Here is a 21,689-nt window from a genome sequence, read left to right on the forward strand (position 1 = left end):
TCAGAACGTACACAGAACCATGCAATTCCCGGAATCCTGGTTAAGAAGCTTTGTCGACCCGCAGATGACGACGGACGAGCTGTCGCACGCCCTGACGATGGCCGGCCTCGAAGTCGAAGGCCTGTCGCCCGCTGCTCCGGCGACCAAGAAGATCGTGGTCGGCCGGGTTCTCGAGGTGGTCAAGCACCCGGACGCGGACAAGCTCAACGTGTGTCAGGTCGACGCCGGCACAGGCGCGACGCTGAACATCGTCTGCGGCGCACCGAATGTGAAGCCGGGCATCAAGGTGCCGGTTGCGCTGGTGGGCGCAGAGCTGCCGCCGGCCGAAGAGGGCGGCGCGCCATTTGCGATCAAGCTCTCGAAGCTGCGTGGCGTGGAAAGCCAGGGCATGCTGTGCTCGGCACGCGAACTGAAGCTTTCGGAAGATCATAGCGGCCTCCTGATCCTGCCGGAAGATACGCCGATTGGCCAGGACATCCGCGAGACGCTGAACCTCGACGATACGATCTTCGAGATCAAGCTGACGCCGAACAAGGCAGACTGCCTGTCGGTGTTCGGCGTGGCGCGCGAAACGTCGGCCATCACCGGCGCGCCACTGCATGCGCTCGACATCAAGCCGGCCATCGTCAAGTTGAACGAAACATTGCCGGTGAAGATTTCGGCGCCGGACCTGTGCGGCCGTTTTTCGGGCCGCGTGATTCGCGGCGTGAATGCGCGCGCGAAGTCGCCGCAGTGGATGGTCGAGCGTCTGGAGCGCTCGGGCCAGCGCAGTATTTCTGCGCTGGTCGACATCTCGAACTACGTGATGCTCGAGCTGGGCCGTCCGTCGCACGTGTTCGATCTGGACAAGATCCACGGCAGCATGGATGTACGCTGGGGCCGAAAGGGCGAGACGCTCAAGCTGTTGAACGGCAACACCGTCGAGCTCGATGAGACGGTCGGCGTGATTGCAGACGATCAGCACATCGAAAGTCTCGCGGGCATCATGGGCGGCGACAGCACGGCCGTGACGCTCGACACCACCAACATCTATCTCGAAGCCGCGTTCTGGTGGCCCGATAGCATTCGCGGCCGTTCGCGCAAGTACAACTTCTCGACTGACGCCGGCCATCGCTTCGAGCGCGGCGTCGACTACGCGACGACCGTCGAGCATATCGAGCGCATCACGCAACTGATCCTCGATATCTGCGGCGGCGAGGCCGGTCCCGTCGACGATCAGATCGTCAACGTGCCGCAGCGCGCGCCGGTGAAGATGCGCGTCGCGCGTGCGAACCGCATCATCGGCGTTGCGATCAGTGCAGATGAGATCGCGCAGATCTTCACGCGTCTTGGCCTCACGTTCGAACACGAAGGCGACGTGTTCTCCGTGACGCCGCCGTCGTACCGCTTCGACATCGAGATCGAAGAAGACCTGATCGAAGAAGTCGCACGTATCTACGGCTTCGAAAAGATTCCGGCGCGCCCGCCTGTGGCCACTAGCGAGATGCGCGCGACCAACGAAACGCAGCGCTCGCTCCACGATATCCGGCACGCGCTCGCCGCGCGCGACTACGCTGAAACTGTGAACTTCAGCTTCGTCGACGCGCAATGGGAGCTGGATTTCGCCGGTAACGACAAGCCCGTGCGCCTGCTGAATCCGATCGCAAGCCAGCTTTCGGTGATGCGCACGACGCTGATCGGCAGCCTGATCGAAGTGCTGCGTACAAATCTGAGCCGCCGTGCCGCGGACCGCGTGCGCGTGTTCGAGGTGGGCCGCGTGTTTCTGCACGATCCCGCCATCAAGGCCGGCGAATTGCAGGTCGAAGGCTTCTCGCAGCCGAAGATGTTCGGCGCGCTCGCCTATGGTCCGGCGCAGGACGAACAATGGGGCGCGGCGACGCGCACCGTCGACTACTTCGACGTCAAGGGCGATCTGGAAGCCTTGCTGTCGCCAGCTGTGGCACGCTTTGTGAAAGCGGAGCATCCGGCGCTGCATCCGGGACGCAGCGCGCGCGTTGAATTGAATGGCCGCGCAGTGGGCTGGATTGGCGAATTGCATCCGCGCTGGATGCAGCAATATGATTTGCCGCATGCGCCGATTCTGTTTGAAATCGAAGCAGATGCATTAATTCAGCGTGCATTGCCGGTACCGTCGGAAGTGTCGAAGTTTCCGCCGGTGCGTCGCGATATCGCCGTGGTCGTCGATCAAAAAATCGAAGTCCAGGCACTGCTTGACGAGATGCAAAAGGCGCTTTCGGAAGACGCCTGCAAGACTGTCAGAAGGGTTGCGCTTTTCGACGAATTCCGTCCAAAATCAACTACTTCCGGCGGGTTAGCAGCCCATGAGAAAAGCCTTGCGTTCCGTGTGACCTTGCAAGATACTGGCGGGACCCTTCAGGACGAGACGGTCGATCTGGCCATTCAAACCCTGGTGGATCGTCTGGCTCGAGTATATGGCGCACGGTTGCGCGGATAACCCGCGGAGACTCTTAAAGCGGCGATTTCCGCAATTCTTCGTTTCTGGTTGGCGCGCCATTTGATAGATATGAATGAAATGAACTCGAGTGATTTCGAAGCCCTTCTTACGGCGCAGCGTAGCGCCATGATTCGCGATATTCCGACATCACCCGCTAACACTTCGGCGGAAACGCCCACGCTCACCAAGGCCGAGCTTGCCGAGTTGCTGTTCGACAATGTCGGACTCAACAAGCGGGAAGCGAAGGACATGGTGGAGGCGTTCTTCGAGGTGATTCGCGATGCGCTGGAGAGCGGAGATAGCGTGAAGCTGTCGGGCTTCGGTAACTTTCAGTTACGCGACAAGCCCCAGCGTCCTGGCCGCAATCCGAAGACCGGCGAGGCGATTCCGATTGCTGCTCGCCGCGTTGTGACGTTCCATGCAAGTCAAAAGCTGAAGGCGCTGGTCGAGACCGGCGCCGAGGCGAGCTTCGCGCGCTGATCGACTGGCGCGTTCCTGCGCAACCCACCACGACGGCTAACTGACGATGACAGCGACGATCGAAAAAGTCGTCTTGCCTCCGATTCCGGCGAAGCGCTACTTCACCATTGGTGAAGTGAGCGAGCTGTGCGGTGTGAAGCCGCATGTGCTGCGGTATTGGGAGCAGGAGTTCACGCAGTTGAGGCCGGTGAAGCGGCGCGGTAACCGCCGTTATTACCAGCATCATGAGGTGCTGTTGATCAGGCGGATTCGCGAGCTGTTGTACGAGCAGGGCTTCACGATCAACGGTGCGCGAAACCGGCTCGATTCGCATGGTGCAGTGCATGGTGGGCCGGCGCATGATGTGGTGGAAGAGGGCGAGGTGGTCGAGGCGCCGCCCGCGAAAACAGCCACGGTGGATGTCGATCAGTTGCGCAAGGAATTGCTGCATGTGATCGATCTGCTGGGCCGGTAATCTTTTGAAGTACGAATAACGACCGCGCTTCGCAGTTTTGTTGGTGGCTGCAGGTTCTAATCGATTGAAGTGTCTGTTATAATTTTTAGCTGTTCGGGGCGTAGCGCAGCCTGGTAGCGTACCTGCATGGGGTGCAGGTGGTCGGAGGTTCAAATCCTCTCGCCCCGACCAAAGATCAAAACCCGCACAGTCGCAAGACTGTGCGGGTTTTTCTTTGGCGCCGACGTTTTACGCGCCGTTGGCCGGATATCAGATGTCGATTCGTGTCCCAATCGCAACGTAGTCAATGTTCAAAAAAATACTTGGCTATACTAAGCATCTGACATTCGATCCCCAGAGCCTCGAAACAGATCCAGAACAAGAGAATCGCGCATGCATCGTTTGCACGATGCCACGGGTCCACCAGCCTAATCCCCGTAGCAAGTTATATAACCGAAGCGCACATTGGTCTGCAGTTTCTTCAGTTCCTCACGTCACCGTCTTTCCGGGAAATCGACTTTACTATCCGCTTACCGTCAGCGTGGTCAATAACCAAAAAAGGCGCGAAGCGACTCGACTACAAGTTTTTTTGGACTAGTCTTAAGTCGCTAAGCCGTGCCACGCACGGGCTATTTTCATTCCGCCGCGTCCGCACCAGATTGATGTGAACAGCATCCGGAGGCACTCCATGCATGAAGAGAAAATACGTGAAGCCCTGACTGCCCACTGGCAGGCGTCGGCGAGCGGCAATCTCGACGCAGAGCACGATATTTACCATGACGACGCCATCTGTGACTATCCTCAATCCGGCGAACGAATTGTCGGCCGGAAAAATCTGCAAGCACTGCGGGGTCATCATCCAGGAAAGCCAGCAGGTTTTAACGTGAGGCGTATTCAGGGAGAAGGCAATCTCTGGGTCACGGAATACACCATCATGTATGAAGGGCGAGCGGCCTACACAGTCAGCATCATGGAGTTCCGCGACGGCAAGGTCGTCCACGAGACCCAGTATTTTTCGGATCCGTTTGATGCGCCGGACTGGCGCAGCCAATGGGTTCAGCAGATGGCGTGAGAGCCTATCGGAGCGAGAAATGACGCGACGAGCCTGCGCATTACCAACCCAGATTTCAACGAGGATGTGAGATGACTAACCAGACGGACAAGCAATCGCTGCTGCGCCTGCTGGGCATCGAAAAGCCCATCATTCAGGCGCCGATGGCCGGTGTGAGCACACCGGCGCTGGCAGCTGCCGTTTCGAATGCCGGTGGCCTTGGCTCGCTCGGCGTTGGCGCAATGAACGCAGCGGGTGCGCGCAAGGTGATCGCGGAAACCCGCGCACTGACCGCGAAACCGTTCAATATCAACGTGTTCTGCCACAGCCCTGCGACGTCAAACGCAGCGGTGGAGCAACAATGGTTGAGCTGGCTCGCGCCGCAGTTCGAGCAATACGGAGCGAAGCCGCCTGCGTCGCTGTCGGAGATCTACACGAGCTTTGTCGCAGACGAGGCCATGTTGGACGTGTTCCTCGAGGACAAACCGGCGGTCGTCAGTTTTCACTTTGGCCTGCCGTCCGCGGAAGTGATCGGCGCACTTAAGAACGCGGGGATCAGGCTGCTCGCTGCGGTGACGAATCTGCAGGAAGCTGCGCAGGTCGCAGCGGCGGGCGTGGACGCAATCGTCGCGCAAGGCATCGAAGCCGGCGGCCACCGCGGCGTCTTCGATCCGGATGCGCGCGACGACCGCTTGGGCACGTTTGCATTGACGCGTCTGTTGGTCAAGGAATTCCCTCTGCCGGTGATCGCCGCAGGCGGCATCATGGACGGTGCGGGGATTGCCGCTGCGCTTGCATTGGGCGCTCAGGCGGCTCAACTCGGAACGGCTTTTGTGGCCTGCCCGGAAACATCGATCGACGATGGTTACCGGCGTGCGATGCTTGGCGAGTCGGCGCGCCATACGACGTTCACGAAAGCCATCTCCGGACGCGTGGCGCGAAGCATGGTGAACCGCTTCACGGAACTGGAAGACCACGTAGGCGCCCCGCAGCCGCCGGCGTATCCGATTGCCTACGATGCAGGAAAAGCACTTCACGCGGCAGCCAAAGCGAAGGGAGAATTCGGCTATGGTGCGCAGTGGGCGGGGCAGGCGGCGGCGCTCGCCAGATCGTTACCCGCGGCAGAGTTGTTCGCCCAGTTGGAGAGCGAACTGCGAGAAAGCATCAGGCAATTGCAACAGGTTGGCGGATAAGGATTCGCCTCCGGCATCACGCGTGAAGCACGAAGGCGTTTTCTGACACCGCGTGCTTAAACGCCGCCCACGTCGAACCTTATGCCAAGGCGTCGCTCGCGGACAGCAGTTCGAGATCGACGCCGTGCGTCAGGTCGAGCGGCAGCAGACGCGGAGCCGCACTTCCCGCACCGTGCAGCACAATCCCGAACACGCCTTCGCCACGCAATGCCAGACGGCTCTCGACCTGAGCCGCCAGAGCCGCTCCGTTTGCGCCACCCGAGGGCGTCAGTAGCGTAAGCGTTGTCGCGCCGATCGAAAAGCTTGCGAACGAAACGCCGTGATCGGGAAATGCCGACCGCTGTATCTGAAGCGGTTCGCCCAGCAGTGCGCGGTACCGGCCGATGCTGGTGTCGAGATCGCGAACGGCGATCTTGAGGGCCGATATGCCGCGCGCGCCATTGGGATGGTTGCGCACTTCGCCTTCGGCTACGCGCAAATGGCGAGGCGTGATGTCTCCGCAAAGAAACGGCAGATCGGGCGTCGCCGGTTTTCCCAGTTGCCACACGAGGCGTTCGCCGTCTGGCCGTACCCGCCCACCGTCGATGGGTCCTTCATAGCTAAGCCCGCGCTGCTGCGCACCATCGACGACGGCCTGTACCGATTCCGGCAGCAGCGCAAAATCGACGAGTCCGTCGCCGGCCCGATCGCCCTCATCCCACCAGCGATGCTCGGGCGCGTTGCGCAGAAACGCAATCAACTCGAAGTAGCTGCCGTCCTCGAAACCGATCAGCGCGTTGTGCGTTTCTCCGTCGGCGTGTGTACCGCCGCGCTGAACGGTAAAACCCAGTTCGCTGTAGTCGGCGATAGTCTGCTCGAAATCGCGCACACGAATTACAACGTGGTCAAGGGAAAGAGTCATCGCGTGAGGAGAGTGATGTGGGCCAACGTGGCGAAAAGTCTCGGCGAAAAGAGGCCGCCAGTCAATTCGTGTTAAGCGAAAAGTGCAATGCGGCCGAGGTGGTGCGAGAGGGCATGATCGAGCGCTGTCGCGGATTCCCCCCCTCGCGGCAATGCTACGAGCCTGCCGGATAATCGGTCGAAAACGCGAGATCTTTCTGTGCTTCCAGCGCAGCGAGACGGTCGCTCAGTTGCTTGTGCATGACGTTATACGCATCACTCCCCAGCGCCAGACGTTTGGGAGCAGGGTTCTGATCGACGCTGGCAATCATGATTTCGACCATCTTCACCGGATCGCCGATCGGCTGGCTGGTTCCTTCCTCGATGGTCCGATGCGCCATGCGTGCCGGTGACACATCGTAGGCCTCGAGCTTTGGCGAGAGCCTGGCGCTGTGATAGCGAAAGTTCGTGCGCGCGCCGCCCGGTTCGACCAGCGTGCAACCAATGTTGAACACGGCCACCTCCAGCCCGACTGCGTCAATGAATCCCTCGATCCCCCATTTGCCCGCATGGTAGAGCGATCCTCCGGGAAACACCGCCTGCCCACCTATCGTGGACAGCTGGATAATCCGTCCACCGCCCTGGTGTCGCAGATGAGGAAGCGCCGCGCGAACGGTTTGAATCGAGCCAAGCAGGTTCGTGTCGATCTGGTGGGCGATCTGTTCGTCTGTCATTTCCTCGGCCGCGCCGAATAACCCATATCCCGCGTTGCTCACCACGACATCGATGCGTCCAAGTTCGCGAAACGCAAGGTCGACGACCTCACGAATCGCGGAGGTGTCTGTCAAATCGAGCCTGGCAAGCCACAGCGCATCGCCATGGCGTGCCTTGAGATCGGCCATCGAATCCAGGTTACGTACCGTACCGGCGACGCGGTCCCCTCGAGCAAGCAGTTGCTCTGTCATAAGACGGCCGAAACCGCTGTTGACTCCAGTGATAAACCAGCTGCGCTTCATGATGTTGAGATCCTCTCCGATCTGATCGGGTTACGATTCCGTCTGACAATGGGCCAGGCAGTCAACGAAGCTTAAGACTCGCATCTCAGATTTTGAATACTTGAAAGTCGGCATTTCTTGCGCCAAAATCTGACGATCATGATCGATCCCTTCTCCGATTTTCTGAGCCTCATGGGCGCGCGGTCCGTCATTTCGGGTGGACTGGTTGCCGGCGGCGCCTGGGCAATCAATTTCCCGCGAGCGAATACGGTCAAGTTCTGGGGCGTGGCACGGGGCAGTTGCTGGATGCTGTTTGAAGGCGACACGGCTCCCATTCGTATCGAAAGCGGCGACGTGTTTCTGCTCTGTGAGCCGCGCTCACATGTCCTCGGCAGCGACCTGGAAGCGGAGCGCGTCGATCTCGACGAAGTCCTCGAAGGCCGTGTCGGCAACATGGTTCATCACGGAGACGGCGACGAGTTTTTCATGATCGGCGGCAAGGTCGAACTGAACATCGCGTCCAGCCAGCTTCTGCTAGACGCGTTGCCGCCGCTGATTCACGTGCGCGGGACATCGAGCCAGGCGCAGGCTCTTCGCTGGCTGCTCGATCAACTCGTGCGGGAGCGGCAAGACGCGCTTCCCGGAGCGCACGTTGCGTCGAATGAACTTGCGCATCTGATGTTTATCCAGATACTGCGGGCGCACTTCGAGGCGGGCGGATTCCAGCCTGCCGGCTGGCTGCGCGTCCTGAGCGACAAGCGTCTCGTGCCGGTGCTCCAGCTGATGCATGGGGACCCTGGTCGCGTGTGGCAACTTCAGGAGCTGGCACAAGCCGCGTCGATGTCTCGCGCGACGTTTGCCGCTTACTTCAAGACGGTCGCGGGAATGTCACCGCTTTCGTATCTGACGAAATGGCGGATGCACCTTGCACAGCGCGCTCTTCTCGAGAGCCGCACGCACATCAATGTGCTGGCACGCTCGCTCGGCTACGGCTCTGAGAGCGCGTTCAGCAATGCCTTCAGGCGTGTCGTCGGACGCTCGCCGAAGGACTTTCGGGTACAGGCGGTGAAGGAAGTTGCGACTGGGCATGGGGCTTAGCTGCACGGTGTGACCGACGACGTCCGCTACCAGGCCGTTCCCGTCAGCTAGCAACCTACCCGGCGCGACTCATTTGAGGCTGCCCGCAAACCTCTCGGCTAACCGCTCCCGCTCGAACGCCTCGACGATGAAGTCGACAAAAACCCGTGTCTTCGCCGGCAGCAGCGCTCGCGTCGCGTAGTAGATCGAGATTGCCCCGGCGTCCGCGTACCAGCGCGGTAGCAAGCGCACGAGTTCTCCCCGCTCAATCGAGGCCAGCACGTCTGACACGGCCAGCAGCGTTACACCCAGTCCGAGAATCGCCGCTTCGCGCATCGCCGCCGGGTCGTTGACCATAATGTTCTCGCCAAGCCGCGCGGGCATCTCATTGCCCGCCGCGTCACGCATGTTGCGATGGCGCACGCGGCCCGTGCGGCCCGAGCGCATCACGATGCCGTCGAGGCCCTCGAGATCGCGGGGATCGCCCGGTTTTTTGCGGCCAGCCATGTAAGCCGGAGACGCAACCGCCACGAGATGCGCAGGCGCCAACGGGCGCGACACGACGCCCGGTGCGAGGTCGAAGCCGCCACCCAGTGCTGCGTCATATCCCTCTTCAATCAGGTCAACCGGCCGGTTCTCGAACTGCCAGTCCGGCCGAATCATCGGATAGCGTACGAGGAATGCCGGCAGCAGCGGCATGACGTACGTGATACCGAACGTTGGCGCCATGCTGACCCTCAGCACGCCGGCGGGCTCGCTGCGATCGTTCGAGACGGACGCGATGGCCGCCTGCAGCGCCTCCAGGTTGCCGCCGATTTCCATGAGAAAGCGCTCGCCCGCCTCGCTCAACGTGAGCTTGCGTGTCGAGCGCTGGAACAGGCGCACGCCCAGATTGCGTTCGAGCAACGCAACGTTCCGGCTGACCGCAGCGGGTGTCAGCGAGAGGCGCCGCGCAGCTGCGGAGAAGCTTCCCGTTTCGGCGCTGCGGACAAACGACTCGAGGTTGGCGAGGGTTTCCATACGGGAATCTTAAAGCATTGATTGAAAATAATTCAAGCGATTCCCGGCTAATCATTAGGCAATAAAGGCGGCAAGATTCGTTCACATAGCGCCGGGAGCGAGCCTCGCATCCTTCCCCTTGCCGGCACCGGCGGCGGCTTTACCACCTGATTTATCAATCTTCACCAGGAGCATCGATATGAGCACCATCGGTATCATCGGAGCAGGCGCCATTGGGTCCGCGTTCGCGAAAGCGCTGGCGGGCAAAGGTCTGGAAGCCATCATCGCGAACAGCCGGGGCCCGGCTTCGCTCGCAGACCTCGCGCGCGAGCTCGGTCCCACGATCACGCCGGGAACGCGCGAACAGGCGGCCGCGCAGGACGTCGTCCTTGTCGCAGTCAACTGGTCGAAGCTGCCGGCCGCGCTGGCTGGCCTGCCGGATTTCGGCGGACGCATCGTGATCGACGCGAACAACCCGATCGAAGCGCCGCTGTTCAAGCCGGCCGAACTGAATGGCCGGACGTCGAGCGAAATCTTTTCGGAACACGTGCCGGGCGCGCGCGTCGTGAAGGCGTTCAGTCATCTGCCGGCGCACCTCATCTCCGACGATCCACAGGCCGAAGGCGGACGCCGGGTACTGTTCGTCGCGGGAGACGACGCACAGGCGAAAGCGGCAGTGAGCCGGCTGATCGAGCGGCTGGGTTTCTTCGGTATCGATCTGGGCTCGCTCGTGGCGGGAGGCCAGTTGGTTCAAATCCCGGGCGGCCCGTTGCCGGTGCACAATCTCGTCAAACTGGAGTAGTCGGTGCGGGGCGCGGCGTGCTGTCGCCGGATGGAATGACACGGTGCGACTGTATCGGCCGCGCGCGGAAATCCCCAGCGGAGCGCGGACTTTCCCATGTTGCGATATTCTCCAAGCTCATTCTCCGCTGGCCGATGCGCGCCCCGAATCGCGGTGTGGCCCGTCGCGCCAGCCCTCACCGAGGACTACCATGGCGATCGACTCTTCCACTTCTCCCGTCTGGTTCGTTACTGGCTGTTCGACCGGCTTCGGTCGGGAAATTGCACAGGCTGTACTCGCGCGTGGCTGGCGTGCTGTCGTCACTGCGCGCGCTCCTGATACGGTCGCCGACCTGGCGAGCGCACACCCCGAACACGCCCTGTCACTCAAACTTGATGTGACCTCGCCCGAGGGCGTGACCGCAGCCGTTGCGCAGGCGAAGGCTGCATTTGGGCGCATCGATGTGCTCGTGAACAATGCAGGCTATGGTTATCTGTCAGCGGTTGAAGAAGGTGAAGATGACGAAGTACGCGCCATGTTCGAGGTCAATTTTTTTGGCGCAGTCAGTACGATCAAAGCCGTATTGCCTTTGATGCGGGAGCAGCGAGCGGGACACATCGTCAATATCACCTCGGTTGGGGGACTGGTCGGTAATCCGGGCAGCGGTTATTACGCCGCTACCAAGTTCGCGCTGGAGGGGCTTGGAGAAGCCCTCGCGCGTGAGACTGCCGAGCTGGGCATCAAAGTGACAACGGTCGAGCCGGGGCCGTTCCGGACCGACTGGGCGGGGCGGTCGCTCAAGCAGACGCGCCGGTCGATCGACGCGTACGCATCTATCGCCGGGAAGCGCCGCGCGCAAGTGGCGGCGGATAGCGGGCGGCAACCGGGAGATCCCGCACGTGCCGCACAGGCGATCATCGCCGCCGTCGAAGCAAAGGTGCCGCCATCGAATCTTGTTTTGGGCAAACCCGGGTTGGAAGCAGTCCGAACGAAACTGGGCAGGCTGCAGAACGATTTGAATAACTGGGAAGCCACGACTATCGGCGCGGATTTTCCTGACTGATGTCGCGCACGGTATCGCGATGTGCTTTTCTCACGCCCGTGTCCTGCAGAGTGCGTAGTAGAAGTTTTACATCGTCCCTGGTATCTAGCGGTCATGTCGCCTTGGCCGCCAGTTATCACGGTCTCCTGACATTCAATTGCGCATGCTGGCCGCGTGAGCGCCTTCGCGTGGATTCCGGTCGCGCGGCACGGTGCTTGCTGCATTCATAGTCAAGCAGGCGGCGACCGTCTGCGTCTATATTCCAGCCCAATCAAGGAGGGACGGATCATGAATAAGGCAACCAGCACATTAATCGCGGCCGTGGCCGCACTCACGCTGTCGGGCGGCGCTTATGCACAGGCGGCCGGAGGCTCGAGCGGTGGCGGTACGTCGGGCAGCACCGCTAGCCCTGCGAATCAGGTGAACCAGATGAATAATTCAACCAGCGGCTACGGCACGCCGGGCGTCAACAATTCGGACAGCGGCATGGCCGCCGGTGCGCCGAACTCGGGCCTGCCGAATGGTACAAATGGCAACTCGACGTCTGGCATCAGCGCTCCCAAGACCAATAACACGCTGGCGACCCCGAGCGTAGTGTCGCCGGCTGCAGGGCAACAGTAAAAACTAAGGATGACAAACTAACTGCACGAGATCTGTAGATCTGAACTGCGGGTTCTTAATTTTCCACAGTAGTAAGAAAGGCCGCTGCCCTCAAGGACAGCGGCTTTTTGTTTTTCCATTGGCACTTCGTGGCGGCTTGCGGCGCGCCAATCGTACAGATACCCCTACCCCCTATGCTACACTTGCGGCTATTACATACCCCACTGGGGTATTCGGAGGGCGCACGGTGAGTCACACAATCCAGGAAAAACAGAAGCTTCTTAATAGGGTCCGCCGCATCAAGGGACAGGTTGAAGCCATCGAGCGGGCGCTCGAGGGAGAGCACGGTTGCTCCGACGTGCTGCAACGGATCACGAGTTGTCGAGGAGCGATGAACGGTCTGCTGGCGGTTGTGCTGGAAGACCACATCAGGAACCACCTTGTCGACGCCGAAAACGGCGAGGAGGGTGGCGCCAGCGCAACGGAACAACTCATCGAAGTTGTTCATAGCTATTTCAAGTAGAGTTAAAGATGAGCGATTTCAAAGACGCTGCATTCGGCGCAGGACATGACCACATCTTTCTGGGCGCCGGTCACGAAAAGAACGAGCGCAAGACGTGGGCCGTGATTGCACTGTGCAGCGCGATGATGCTGATTGAAATTGTCGGCGGCAGTATGTTTGGGTCGTTGGCGCTCGTCGCCGACGGTCTGCATATGTCGACGCATGCCGGCGCGATGTTGATTGCAGCGCTTGCGTACACCTACGCGCGTAAGCATGCCAGCGACACCCGCTTCGTGTTCGGCACCGGCAAACTTGGTGACCTCGCAGGGTTCACGAGTGCCATCGTGCTCGCGATGATCGCGGTGCTGATTGGCTACGAGGCGGTCTCGCGCTTTCTGTCACCGGTATCCATTCATTTCGGTGAAGCCATTCCCATCGCGGTGGTCGGCCTGCTTGTCAATCTGGCGAGCGTGTGGCTGCTGAGCGGCGGCGATCACGGACATAGCCACGGTCATAGCCATGGACACGGCCACGGACACGGCCATGGGCATGGTCATGGTCATGATGACCACGCCCACGAAACGGAAGTGAAGACGATTTTCGCCTCATCCGGCGTGTTTGCCGTTTCCATCTTTGAGGACGGCGTGCCACCCGTTTTCCGCATTGCGCCAGCGACGGACGGTTCGCGGCTGCATGCCTCTGCCGTTTCCGTTACGACGGTGCGGCCCGATGGGACAGAGCAGGTATTCGCGATGGCGGACCGTGGCGGGTATCTGGAATCGATGGAAGATATTCCTGAGCCGCACGCCTTCAGGGTCATCGTGAGAATGCCGGACAGCGAGCACGAAGTCGAATTCGAAGAACATGAATCCCACGACGACGAGCATGAAGCAGCGACGCGCGACCATAACATCAGGTCCGCCTATATCCATGTGATGGCGGATGCGGCGGTCTCAGTGCTAGCTATCATCGGTCTCTTACTGGCACGCGCATTTGGCTGGCTCTGGATGGACCCACTCGCCGGTGTCATCGGCGCGCTGGTGATTGCAAACTGGTCGTACGGCCTGATGCGCGACACGGGTGCGATCCTGCTCGACATGAACCCCGACCGTCGCATGGCGGAGAACGTGCGTCACGCGATCGAGGACCGCGGCGACAGGGTGGTCGACCTGCATGTATGGCGGGTCGGCCCTGGTCACATGAGCGCCGTGGTGTCAGTCGCAACAGATGAAACCCAGCGAGACTCGCGCTTCTATCATGCGGTGCTTAGGCGCTTCAAGGGGCTGTCTCACGTCACTGTTGAGGTCCAACCGTTACAGGCGGCGGCCTGACACCGGGCAGTCAAGTCACCAGCGCCGACTGAGGGTGACATCGAAGAATCGAAGAGCTTTTGACGGCGCTCACTGAGCTTCAGGCGAAACGCTTGATTCGTAACATTGGGCTGAGCAATGTGACCGCACAGCAACCGTCCTCCGCCGACCGCCAGCTCGACAGCAAAGAAGGAAACTCACCAATGCCAAATGACGACCGCGCCAAACTGATTCCCAGAAGAACTCCAGAATCAGCGGCCATGTCAGCAAACGTCAAACGAGCGATGGCGATCACCGCGACGCTCAACCGTTTGACGCTCAACGATGCCGACGAAGTCCGGGCCTTGTTCAGCGATCTCATCGGCAAGAAGGTGGACGAAAGTTTCATATTGATCCCTCCGTTCTACACAACCGGCGGGGTCGATATCAATGTCGGGCGCAACGTCTTCATCAATCAGAATTGCACTTTCTATGACCTTGGCGGACTCGACATCGCCGACGATGTGATGATTGGGCCGAATGTGAGCATCATCACGTCTGGCCATCCCATTGAACCTTCCCAGCGGCGCGCCGGCGTAATCGCAAAGCCCATCGTGATTGAGAAAAACGTCTGGATCGCCGCCGGCGCGACCATCATCGGTGGCGTAACGGTAGGCGAGAACTCGGTGGTTGCTGCAGGGTCAGTCGTTACGAGGGACGTCCCCCCGAATACGCTCGTAGGTGGAAATCCGGCGAGGGTCATTCGTTCGATTGCTGACTGAGGAGCGTCTGCAAGAGGTCGATTCGGGTGTCAGGAAATCCTTCAAGGATCGGCGAGAAACCTGGCAGTGCGCGATAGTGCGGACTGGCCGAACGAATCGACGTTCGCGCGACTGCTGCGTCTATTACATATTGCTTGCGTCATGTAATCAGCGCAAAGCGCCAATCAGCGTTGCCCAACCTGTTTACAAACTATGTCGCAGAACCAAGTATTGTGCTGCCGGCCGCAGACTTCGCGGGTACCTGTGATCATTTTGTGAACGTGTGTGCGCTCGCAAACGTAGTAACGGATTGCAAAGTGCATTAATTGCGGCAGGTTCCGGCTGGTCCGGAAAAAGCGGCTCACCTCGGGGGCGGGTGCCTGCCGTGCGCTCCATTCCCGTACACCATAATTCCAACAAGCAGGCGATTCGTAAACCAATATGCTCCGTCAATTCATCAACGGCTTTGACTCGGCGATACTGACCTTCCTGACGCACGGTGCGATGCACTCAGCGACTTACGGTCATGCGGTCAGTCACGTTGCGGACTTCTATCTGTTCAAAGGCGTGCTGCCATTAGCCATGCTGTGTGCCATCTGGTTCGACACAAGCGAGCGCCGGCAGTGGCAACGGGAAATGGTCATCGCCACCGTCCTGAGCGGTGTGCTGGCACTTTTCATTGGCAGAGTTCTGGCGCACTATTTGCCCTTCCGCCAGAGACCGCTCTACGACAGCAGCCTGCTCCTTACGTTTCCAATAGCCGCCACTCCGGAAGCAGTTCTTCGGACCTGGAGTTCGTTTCCGAGCGACCATGCGATGCTGTGGTCTGCCGTCGCGATCGGCATCTTTCTCGTCTCCAGATGGATGGGCGTGCTTGCGCTTCTGCAATGTGTCTTTCTTATCTGTCTTCCGCGCGTTTATCTGGGCCTGCATTATCCGAGCGATGTTCTGGCCGGAATTCTCCTTGGCGTTAGCGTTACGTGTGTTGTAACGCGAAAACCGATCATGGAGCGATTTGCGCCGGCCATCGTTCGACTCATCGATAGGTATCCAAACTTTTCGTATGCGGGCTTGTTTGTCATCTTGTTTGAGCTTGCGACCACGTTCGACGAGCCGCGGGAGCTTGCGCAATCCATCTTTCGACATGTGCTTCACGGATAACGCTGTATCACCCGCGTCCAGGATAGTTAGCGCTTCAACCGCAGCTTTCGGCGAATAATTACTTCGCCGCGACGGTCGAGTTGCCGAGTTCAGCCCACTGCCCATTACGCACCACGAGGTCAATGCTCTTCACGCCGGCAATCCGACGCGTATTCGGATCGAAGTTCGCCTTGCCGAACACGACGCTCGGCACGTCGTGCAGTTTCGGCAGCGCATCCCTCACGCCTTTACGATCGAGGCCGCCCGTGCGCAGCGCGTAGGCCGCAATGATGGTGGCGTCATACGCGAACGCATTGAACGCATCCGGTTCGCGATGATATTTCGCCTCGAAGCCGTGCACGAAGCGCTGCACCTCAGGGCGCGGATCGCCGGGGAAAAAGTTGGTATTGGTCGCTACCCCGTTCACCGCGTCGCCGCCCAGTTCGAGGAATTTCGGCGAGTACACCGAACCCGCGGCGACCACCGGCAGGTGGATGCCGCTCTCGCGCGCCTGCCGCACGATCTGCGCGCCGTCGGCGTAATAGGAGATCAGCACGAGCCCGTCCGGATGCGCGCCGTTCACGCGTACGAGCGTGGCGCGGAAGTCCTTGTCGGTCGTCTGATAGCCTTCTGCCGCGACCACCTGAACGCCACGCGAGGCCGCAGCCTTGACGAACACATCCTTGCTTGCACGGCCCCAATCGGTGTTCTGGTACAGCACCGCGACGTGATGGAGGCCTTCTTTCGCGGCGAGATCCGCGATCAACGGCTGCGCGTCGGCCTGGCTGACCGATGGACTCCAGATGAAGTCTCCGCCCTTGGTAAAGTCCGGATGCGAATTCGTGAAACCGAGCTGGACGAGACCGGCGCGCTGATAGATCGGCGATGCCGCCATCGAAGCGGGGCTGGAGAAATCACCGAGTTCGATCAGGATCCGCGGATCGGAGACGAACTTTTGCGCGATCGTCACGGCTTGCCGTGGGTCGCTTTGGCTGTCTTCGAAGACATATTGCAGCGGATGACCGTTGATGCCGCCATCCGCGTTGATTTCGTCCAGCGCGAGGTCGAAGCCAGCTTTCCATTGGGCGCCGTACTGGGCATTGGGCCCCGTCAGCGGTCCGCTCACGCCGAAGTACACCGGCGTACCGGTTGCGCTGCCCGCTGACGCGAACGGCGCGTGCAAAACGCCAATGGCGAGGGTGGAAGCTGCAAGCCAGCGCAGCAGTTGACGGCGCGAGCCGCTCGTACGCAACAGGTTCATGAGAACATCTCTCCGCAAGTTCGAGGCAAAACAACGAGTCTGCGATGCGGGCGGCGTGTACTCAACGAATCGATTCAGATATCGATATTCGCGCCGCAGCGTAGGCACATAAGTATTTCAGACCAAAAAGAATAAGCATTCGCGCGAATCTTGGTTGGCGGGTTTTTTTCCTCGTGTTTAGATGGACGGTTTGCGGCCCGCTGCGTCACGAAAGGGGAATGAAATCGCTATGGGCGCGTGGCTCGAATACACCATCAACGGACTGATCGTCGGCAACATCTATGCGTTGCTGGCGGTGGGGCTCGCGCTGATCTTCGGTGTCTCCCATCTGATCAACTTCGCCCACGGCTCGGTGTACATGATCGGGGCGTTCGTCGGCTGGTTCTGCCTGACGAGGCTGGCGTTGCCGTTACCGGTTGCGTTCGCGGCGACGATCGCGGCCTGCGCGCTGCTCGGCATTGCGATCGAGCGCATCGGCCTGCGGCCGCTGCAGGGCGCGGCGCGCATTGCGCCGCTGCTCGCTACGATCGGCATCAGTTTCGTGCTCGACCAGCTCGCGCAACTGGTGTTCGGCCCCGATCCCCGCCCTGTACCGGCTGCGTTGCCGAACTGGACGGTTGTGATAGGCGGCGCGACGATCGGCTCACTGGACGCGCTGATTGCGCTGATCGGCGGCGGCGCGGCATGCATACTCTACGCGTTTCTGCGCTACACGCGGCTCGGCTGGGCGGTGCGCGCCACCGCGCAGGATCGCGACGCGGCGCAGCAGATGGGCGTCGACGTGAACGCGGTGAATCGCACGGTGTTTGCCATCGCCTGTGCGCTCGGCGGCCTGAGCGGCCTGCTCGTCGGTATGTACTACAACAGCATCGACCCTTCGATGGGTTTCCAGGCGACGCTCAAGGGTGTCGTCGCCCTGCTGATCGGCGGCCTCGGCAATGTGCCCGGCGCGATCGCGGGCAGCCTGCTGCTGGGCCTCGTCGAGAGTTACGGTGTCGCCATGTTCGGCACGAGCTACCGCGATCTGTTCGCCTTCGTACTGCTGCTCGCGTTTCTGGTCTGGCGCCCGAATGGTCTGTTCAGCTCGAACCGCCGGCTGCCGCCCGAGCCGCTTACGGGCACCTTCCTGTCGAACCGGCTGGCGCTGAAGCTGCCGCGATCAGTGCTCATCGTGCTGGTGCTGGCGGCGTTTGCGCTGCCGTTCGTGGCGCCGTCGGCCTATGTGCTGCAGACGCTTACCAACGGCTGGATCTACGGCCTGCTCGCGCTGAGCCTGACGCTGGTGGCGGGCACGGTCGGGCAGATCTCGCTCGGGCACGCGGCGCTGCTACTGATCGGCGCTTATGCGTCGGGCTTGCTGTCGGTCGATCTCGGCTGGTCGCCGGCGGTGACGATTCCGCTCGCGGGCGCCTTGACCGCGGTGCTGGGTACATTGCTCGTGTACCCGTCGTTCCGCCTGCGCGGCCATTACGTATCGATCGCGACGCTCGGCATCGGCGAGATTGTCGGTCTCGTGGTGCTGAACTGGGATGGCCTGACGCGCGGACCGATCGGCGTCTCCGGCATCCCGCCGCTGTCGCTATTCGGCTGGACGCTCGACGACGCCCGCTCCGCTTACTGGTTCACGCTGACGGTCCTGGTCGGCTTTGCACTGGTTCAGGTCCGTCTGCTGCATTCGCATCTGGGGCGCACATGGCGGGCCATCCGCGAGGATGACGTCGCGGCGCGCGCCTACGGCATCCGGCCGAATCGCTACAAGGCGATGGCGTTCGCCTTTGGCGGTCTCGCTGCGGGTGTCGCGGGTGCGATCGCCGCGCATCAGTACAGCTACATCAACTATCAGACCTTCGATTCGCAGGTGTCGATCCTCGCGCTGACGATGGTGATGCTCGGCGGCCTGGGCAACGTGATCGGCGCGATTGCCGGTGCAGCGGCGCTCATCGGGTTACCCGAACTGTTCCGCTTTGCCGCCGAGTACCGGATGCTGGTCTACGGCATCGTTCTGCTGTTGCTAGTCCGCTTCAGGCCGCAGGGCCTGTTCGGCACCGTGTGATGGAGGCGGCGATGGATCATCCGGCCGGGACATCCCCCGACATTCTCTTCGACGTGCGGCGCGTGACGCGCCGTTTCGATGGCGTCACGGCCGTGGCGGATGTGAGTTTCTCTGTCGCGCGTGGCGAATGCGTTAGCGTGATCGGTCCGAATGGCGCCGGCAAATCGACGCTCTTCAATCTGCTGAGCGGCGCGGACGTCCCCGACGAAGGCGTGATCCGCTTCGACGGCGAAGATGTGACCGGCTTCGCGCCGGAGCGCTTCGCGGCGCGCGGCGTCGCCCGTACGTTTCAGCACGGCCGCGTTTTCGGCAACCTGAGCGTGCTCGACAACGTGCTGATCGGTGCACACGCGCGGCTCGAACTGGCGCGGCGCGGACTGCCAGGCGTGGGGGCGGTGGCGGAACTGCTGCGGGCGCTGTTTGCGCCGCCGGGCTTGCGCCGCGAACAGGGGCGGCTCGATGGCGAAGCGCGCGCCATCCTCGCGCGTTTCGGCAGCCGCCTGATGCCGCGTATCGATTCGCCAGCGCACAGCCTGTCGTACGCAAACCGGCGACGCGTGGAGATTGCCCGGGCGTTGATGCTGCAACCTCGCATTCTGCTGCTCGACGAGCCGACCGCCGGCATGAACGAGTCCGAAACCGCAGAAATGCTCGCGCTATTGCTGGAACTGAAAGGCGAGGGCACGACGATCCTGCTGATCGAACACAAGCTCGAACTCGTGATGACGTTGTCCGACCGTGTGATCGTGCTGGATGACGGCCGCAAGATTGCATCGGGTGCGCCGGATGCAGTGCGCAACGATCCAGCGGTGATCGAGGCTTATCTCGGGCACCGGCAGGTCGGCCGCGATGCATCGCAGCGCGCGGCGGTGGCGTGAATGTCGAGCGAGTGTCTCGCAGACCGAAGCATGCGAATCATCCAAACCACGCGAACCGTATAAACCGTACCATGGCAGAACCCTTACTGAAGCTTGACGGCATCGATACGTTCTACGGACAGAGCCAGGTGCACTTCGGTGTCACGCTGGAGGTGCCGCGGCACGAGATCGTCTGTCTGCTCGGTGGCAACGCGAGCGGCAAGTCGACCGCGATGAAGGTGATCCTCGGCTTGCACAAACCGCGCGCCGGTACGATACGATTCGAATCGCAGCCGCTCGACGGGCTATCGACCGCACAGATCGTGCGGCGCGGTATTGCTTCGGTGCCGGAGGCGCGGCGCCTGTTCGGCGACATGACAGTACGCGAGAACCTTTTGATGGGCGCGTTTACACGCCGCGACCGCAAGGCGATCGACGAAGATTACGAGCGCATGCTCGAGCTGTTTCCACGCGTGAAAGAGCGTCTGTCACAGCGCGCGGGTACGCTGTCCGGAGGCGAGCAGCAGATGCTGGCAATGGCGCGCGCGCTGATGAGCCGCCCCTCGCTCGTCTGCATGGACGAGCCGACGATGGGCTTGTCGCCGCTTTACGTCGACCGCGTGCTGGAGCTGATCCGTACCATCAACGCGCAAGGCGTGACGTTCTTCATGGTGGAGCAGAACGCGAGCCTCGCGCTGCAGATCGCGCATCGCGGCTACGTGCTGCAGACAGGGCGCGTGGTCCTGTCCGGCGACGCGCAGTCGTTGCTTGGCGACGAGCGGATTCGCGACGCTTATCTTGGCGGTCCGCTCGCGGCGAATACAGCATCGTGAATCAACATCAGTCAATACTACTCAAGACCATCCAGCACCCAACCAGACCACTAGAGACCATCATGACGACTGGAAAGAAAACGCTTCGATTGCTGCTTGCCGCTTCGCTGCTAGCAGCCGGATCCGCCCACGCGCAGAGCACTGGCACGTTACAGAAAGTCAAGGAGAGCGGGACGGTCGTCCTCGGCGTGCGCCCCGCCGTGGTGCCGTTCTCGTATTTCGACGATCAGCAGAAGCCCCTCGGCTATTCGCAGGACGTCGCATTGGCGATCGTCGACGGCATCAGGAAGAAACTGAATCTGCCGAACCTCAACGTGCGCACGGTTGCGATCACGCCGCAGAACCGCATTCCGCTGCTGCAGAACGGCACGATCGATATCGAATGCACGACCACGACGAACAACGTAGAGCGGGAAAAGCAGGTGGCTTTTTCCAATACGATTTTCGTCATCGGCACGCGCCTGTTGACGAAGAAAGACTCGGGCATCAAGGACTTCGCCGACCTCAAGGGGCGCACGGTCGTCACCAACGCCGGCTCGACCTCGGAGCCGATCCTGCATAAGCTCAACACCGAGCAGAACCTGGGCATGACGATCACGACGCAGAAGGATGTGGCGGAATCGTTTCTTTCCCTGTCGACGGGACGCGCCGACGCCTTCATGCTCGACGATGCGATGCTCGCGGGCGAACGGGCGAAGTCGCCCGATGCAAACGACTACGTGATCGTCGGCAAGCCGCAATCGAGAGAGGCCTACGGCTGCATGTTCCGCAAGGACGATCCGGACTTCAAGCAGGTGGTCGACGATGCCGTCACACGCCTGCAGACCTCGGGTCAGGCCGATGTGCTGTACAAAAAGTGGTTCGACGGGCCGATTCCGCCGAATGGGCTCAACCTGCATCTGCCGGAGAGCGACGATCTGAAGACGCTCTTCAAGACTCCGAACGACAAGCCGCTGAGCTAACCAGAGTGCGTGCGCGATTCGCCGGTCGTCCCGGCCGTCATGACGT

At 61.0% G+C, this 21,689-nt stretch carries 21 protein-coding genes and 1 tRNA gene; 18 read left to right on the forward strand and 4 right to left on the reverse strand.

Annotated features, from left to right (window positions below; genetic code table 11):
- Positions 1 to 19: 19 nt before the first annotated feature.
- From pheT to P3T17_RS01255, 6 genes are all read left to right on the forward strand, one after another.
- Entirely contained in the window at positions 20 to 2,455 is a 2,436-nt protein-coding gene (gene pheT, locus P3T17_RS01230; protein ID WP_429404193.1) for a phenylalanine--tRNA ligase subunit beta, read from the forward strand.
- A 69-nt stretch (positions 2,456 to 2,524) separates the two neighbouring features.
- A complete protein-coding gene (locus P3T17_RS01235; protein ID WP_074263971.1) occupies positions 2,525 to 2,935 on the forward strand; it encodes an integration host factor subunit alpha in 411 nt (136 codons plus the stop codon).
- Positions 2,936 to 2,981: 46 nt separating this feature from the next.
- Positions 2,982 to 3,389, forward strand: coding sequence for a MerR family transcriptional regulator (locus P3T17_RS01240; protein WP_429404195.1), 408 nt, complete (start codon positions 2,982 to 2,984; stop codon positions 3,387 to 3,389).
- A 94-nt stretch (positions 3,390 to 3,483) separates the two neighbouring features.
- A tRNA-Pro gene (locus P3T17_RS01245) sits at positions 3,484 to 3,560 on the forward strand.
- Between the two features lie 496 nt (positions 3,561 to 4,056).
- Positions 4,057 to 4,440, forward strand: a complete 384-nt coding sequence (locus P3T17_RS01250; protein WP_429404196.1) for a nuclear transport factor 2 family protein — start codon at positions 4,057 to 4,059, stop codon at positions 4,438 to 4,440.
- A gap of 71 nt (positions 4,441 to 4,511) precedes the next feature.
- Complete coding sequence (locus P3T17_RS01255; protein ID WP_074263974.1) at positions 4,512 to 5,612, forward strand: NAD(P)H-dependent flavin oxidoreductase; 1,101 nt, start codon at positions 4,512 to 4,514, stop codon at positions 5,610 to 5,612.
- Positions 5,613 to 5,691: 79 nt separating this feature from the next.
- Here the strand turns inward: P3T17_RS01255 and P3T17_RS01260 are convergent, their stop codons facing one another.
- Positions 5,692 to 6,513: a VOC family protein gene (locus tag P3T17_RS01260; protein WP_429404198.1), complete on the reverse strand. Its 822-nt coding sequence runs from the start codon at positions 6,511 to 6,513 to the stop codon at positions 5,692 to 5,694.
- 154 nt (positions 6,514 to 6,667) lie between these two features.
- Positions 6,668 to 7,507 carry an SDR family oxidoreductase gene (locus P3T17_RS01265; RefSeq protein WP_429404200.1) on the reverse strand — a complete coding sequence of 280 codons (840 nt, stop codon included), beginning with the start codon at positions 7,505 to 7,507 and terminating at the stop codon, positions 6,668 to 6,670.
- A gap of 138 nt (positions 7,508 to 7,645) precedes the next feature.
- Here P3T17_RS01265 and P3T17_RS01270 point away from each other — a divergent pair, with 138 nt between their 5' ends.
- Positions 7,646 to 8,584: an AraC family transcriptional regulator gene (locus P3T17_RS01270; RefSeq protein WP_429404202.1), complete on the forward strand. Its 939-nt coding sequence runs from the start codon at positions 7,646 to 7,648 to the stop codon at positions 8,582 to 8,584.
- Positions 8,585 to 8,653: 69 nt separating this feature from the next.
- On the opposite strand, the gene P3T17_RS01275 is transcribed toward P3T17_RS01270, so the two are convergent.
- On the reverse strand, positions 8,654 to 9,583 hold the full coding sequence (locus P3T17_RS01275; RefSeq protein ID WP_429404204.1) for a LysR family transcriptional regulator: 930 nt from the start codon (positions 9,581 to 9,583) through the stop codon (positions 8,654 to 8,656).
- 157 nt (positions 9,584 to 9,740) lie between these two features.
- On the opposite strand from P3T17_RS01275, the gene P3T17_RS01280 reads away from it, so the two are divergent.
- The 7 genes from P3T17_RS01280 (at position 9,741) to P3T17_RS01310 (ending at position 15,698) form a co-directional block, all read left to right on the forward strand.
- Entirely contained in the window at positions 9,741 to 10,364 is a 624-nt protein-coding gene (locus P3T17_RS01280) for an NADPH-dependent F420 reductase (protein WP_429405463.1), read from the forward strand.
- Positions 10,365 to 10,560: 196 nt separating this feature from the next.
- Complete coding sequence (locus P3T17_RS01285) at positions 10,561 to 11,406, forward strand: oxidoreductase (RefSeq protein WP_429405465.1); 846 nt, start codon at positions 10,561 to 10,563, stop codon at positions 11,404 to 11,406.
- A 267-nt stretch (positions 11,407 to 11,673) separates the two neighbouring features.
- Positions 11,674 to 12,006, forward strand: coding sequence for a hypothetical protein (locus P3T17_RS01290; RefSeq protein WP_074263979.1), 333 nt, complete (start codon positions 11,674 to 11,676; stop codon positions 12,004 to 12,006).
- Positions 12,007 to 12,232: 226 nt separating this feature from the next.
- Complete coding sequence (locus P3T17_RS01295; protein WP_074263980.1) at positions 12,233 to 12,508, forward strand: metal/formaldehyde-sensitive transcriptional repressor; 276 nt, start codon at positions 12,233 to 12,235, stop codon at positions 12,506 to 12,508.
- A gap of 8 nt (positions 12,509 to 12,516) precedes the next feature.
- Positions 12,517 to 13,818, forward strand: a complete 1,302-nt coding sequence (gene dmeF / locus P3T17_RS01300) for a CDF family Co(II)/Ni(II) efflux transporter DmeF (protein ID WP_429404206.1) — start codon at positions 12,517 to 12,519, stop codon at positions 13,816 to 13,818.
- Between the two features lie 182 nt (positions 13,819 to 14,000).
- Positions 14,001 to 14,558, forward strand: a complete 558-nt coding sequence (locus tag P3T17_RS01305) for a sugar O-acetyltransferase (protein WP_429405467.1) — start codon at positions 14,001 to 14,003, stop codon at positions 14,556 to 14,558.
- Positions 14,559 to 14,978: 420 nt separating this feature from the next.
- A complete protein-coding gene (locus tag P3T17_RS01310) occupies positions 14,979 to 15,698 on the forward strand; it encodes a phosphatase PAP2 family protein (RefSeq protein ID WP_429404207.1) in 720 nt (239 codons plus the stop codon).
- 58 nt (positions 15,699 to 15,756) lie between these two features.
- Here P3T17_RS01310 and P3T17_RS01315 read toward each other — a convergent pair whose 3' ends face one another.
- Entirely contained in the window at positions 15,757 to 16,938 is a 1,182-nt protein-coding gene (locus P3T17_RS01315) for an ABC transporter substrate-binding protein (RefSeq protein ID WP_429404209.1), read from the reverse strand.
- Positions 16,939 to 17,167: 229 nt separating this feature from the next.
- Between P3T17_RS01315 and P3T17_RS01320 the strand changes: the two genes are divergently transcribed.
- From P3T17_RS01320 to P3T17_RS01335, 4 genes are all read left to right on the forward strand, one after another.
- Positions 17,168 to 18,991 carry an ABC transporter permease gene (locus tag P3T17_RS01320; RefSeq protein WP_429404211.1) on the forward strand — a complete coding sequence of 608 codons (1,824 nt, stop codon included), beginning with the start codon at positions 17,168 to 17,170 and terminating at the stop codon, positions 18,989 to 18,991.
- A gap of 11 nt (positions 18,992 to 19,002) precedes the next feature.
- On the forward strand, positions 19,003 to 19,869 hold the full coding sequence (locus P3T17_RS01325; protein ID WP_429404213.1) for an ABC transporter ATP-binding protein: 867 nt from the start codon (positions 19,003 to 19,005) through the stop codon (positions 19,867 to 19,869).
- Positions 19,870 to 19,940: 71 nt separating this feature from the next.
- Positions 19,941 to 20,681, forward strand: coding sequence for an ABC transporter ATP-binding protein (locus P3T17_RS01330; RefSeq protein ID WP_074263985.1), 741 nt, complete (start codon positions 19,941 to 19,943; stop codon positions 20,679 to 20,681).
- Positions 20,682 to 20,743: 62 nt separating this feature from the next.
- Positions 20,744 to 21,643, forward strand: a complete 900-nt coding sequence (locus P3T17_RS01335) for a glutamate/aspartate ABC transporter substrate-binding protein (protein WP_429404215.1) — start codon at positions 20,744 to 20,746, stop codon at positions 21,641 to 21,643.
- Positions 21,644 to 21,689: the final 46 nt, after the last annotated feature.

It is taken from the genome of Paraburkholderia sp. GAS82, assembly GCF_050436285.1.
GTDB lineage: Bacteria > Pseudomonadota > Gammaproteobacteria > Burkholderiales > Burkholderiaceae > Paraburkholderia > Paraburkholderia phenazinium_B.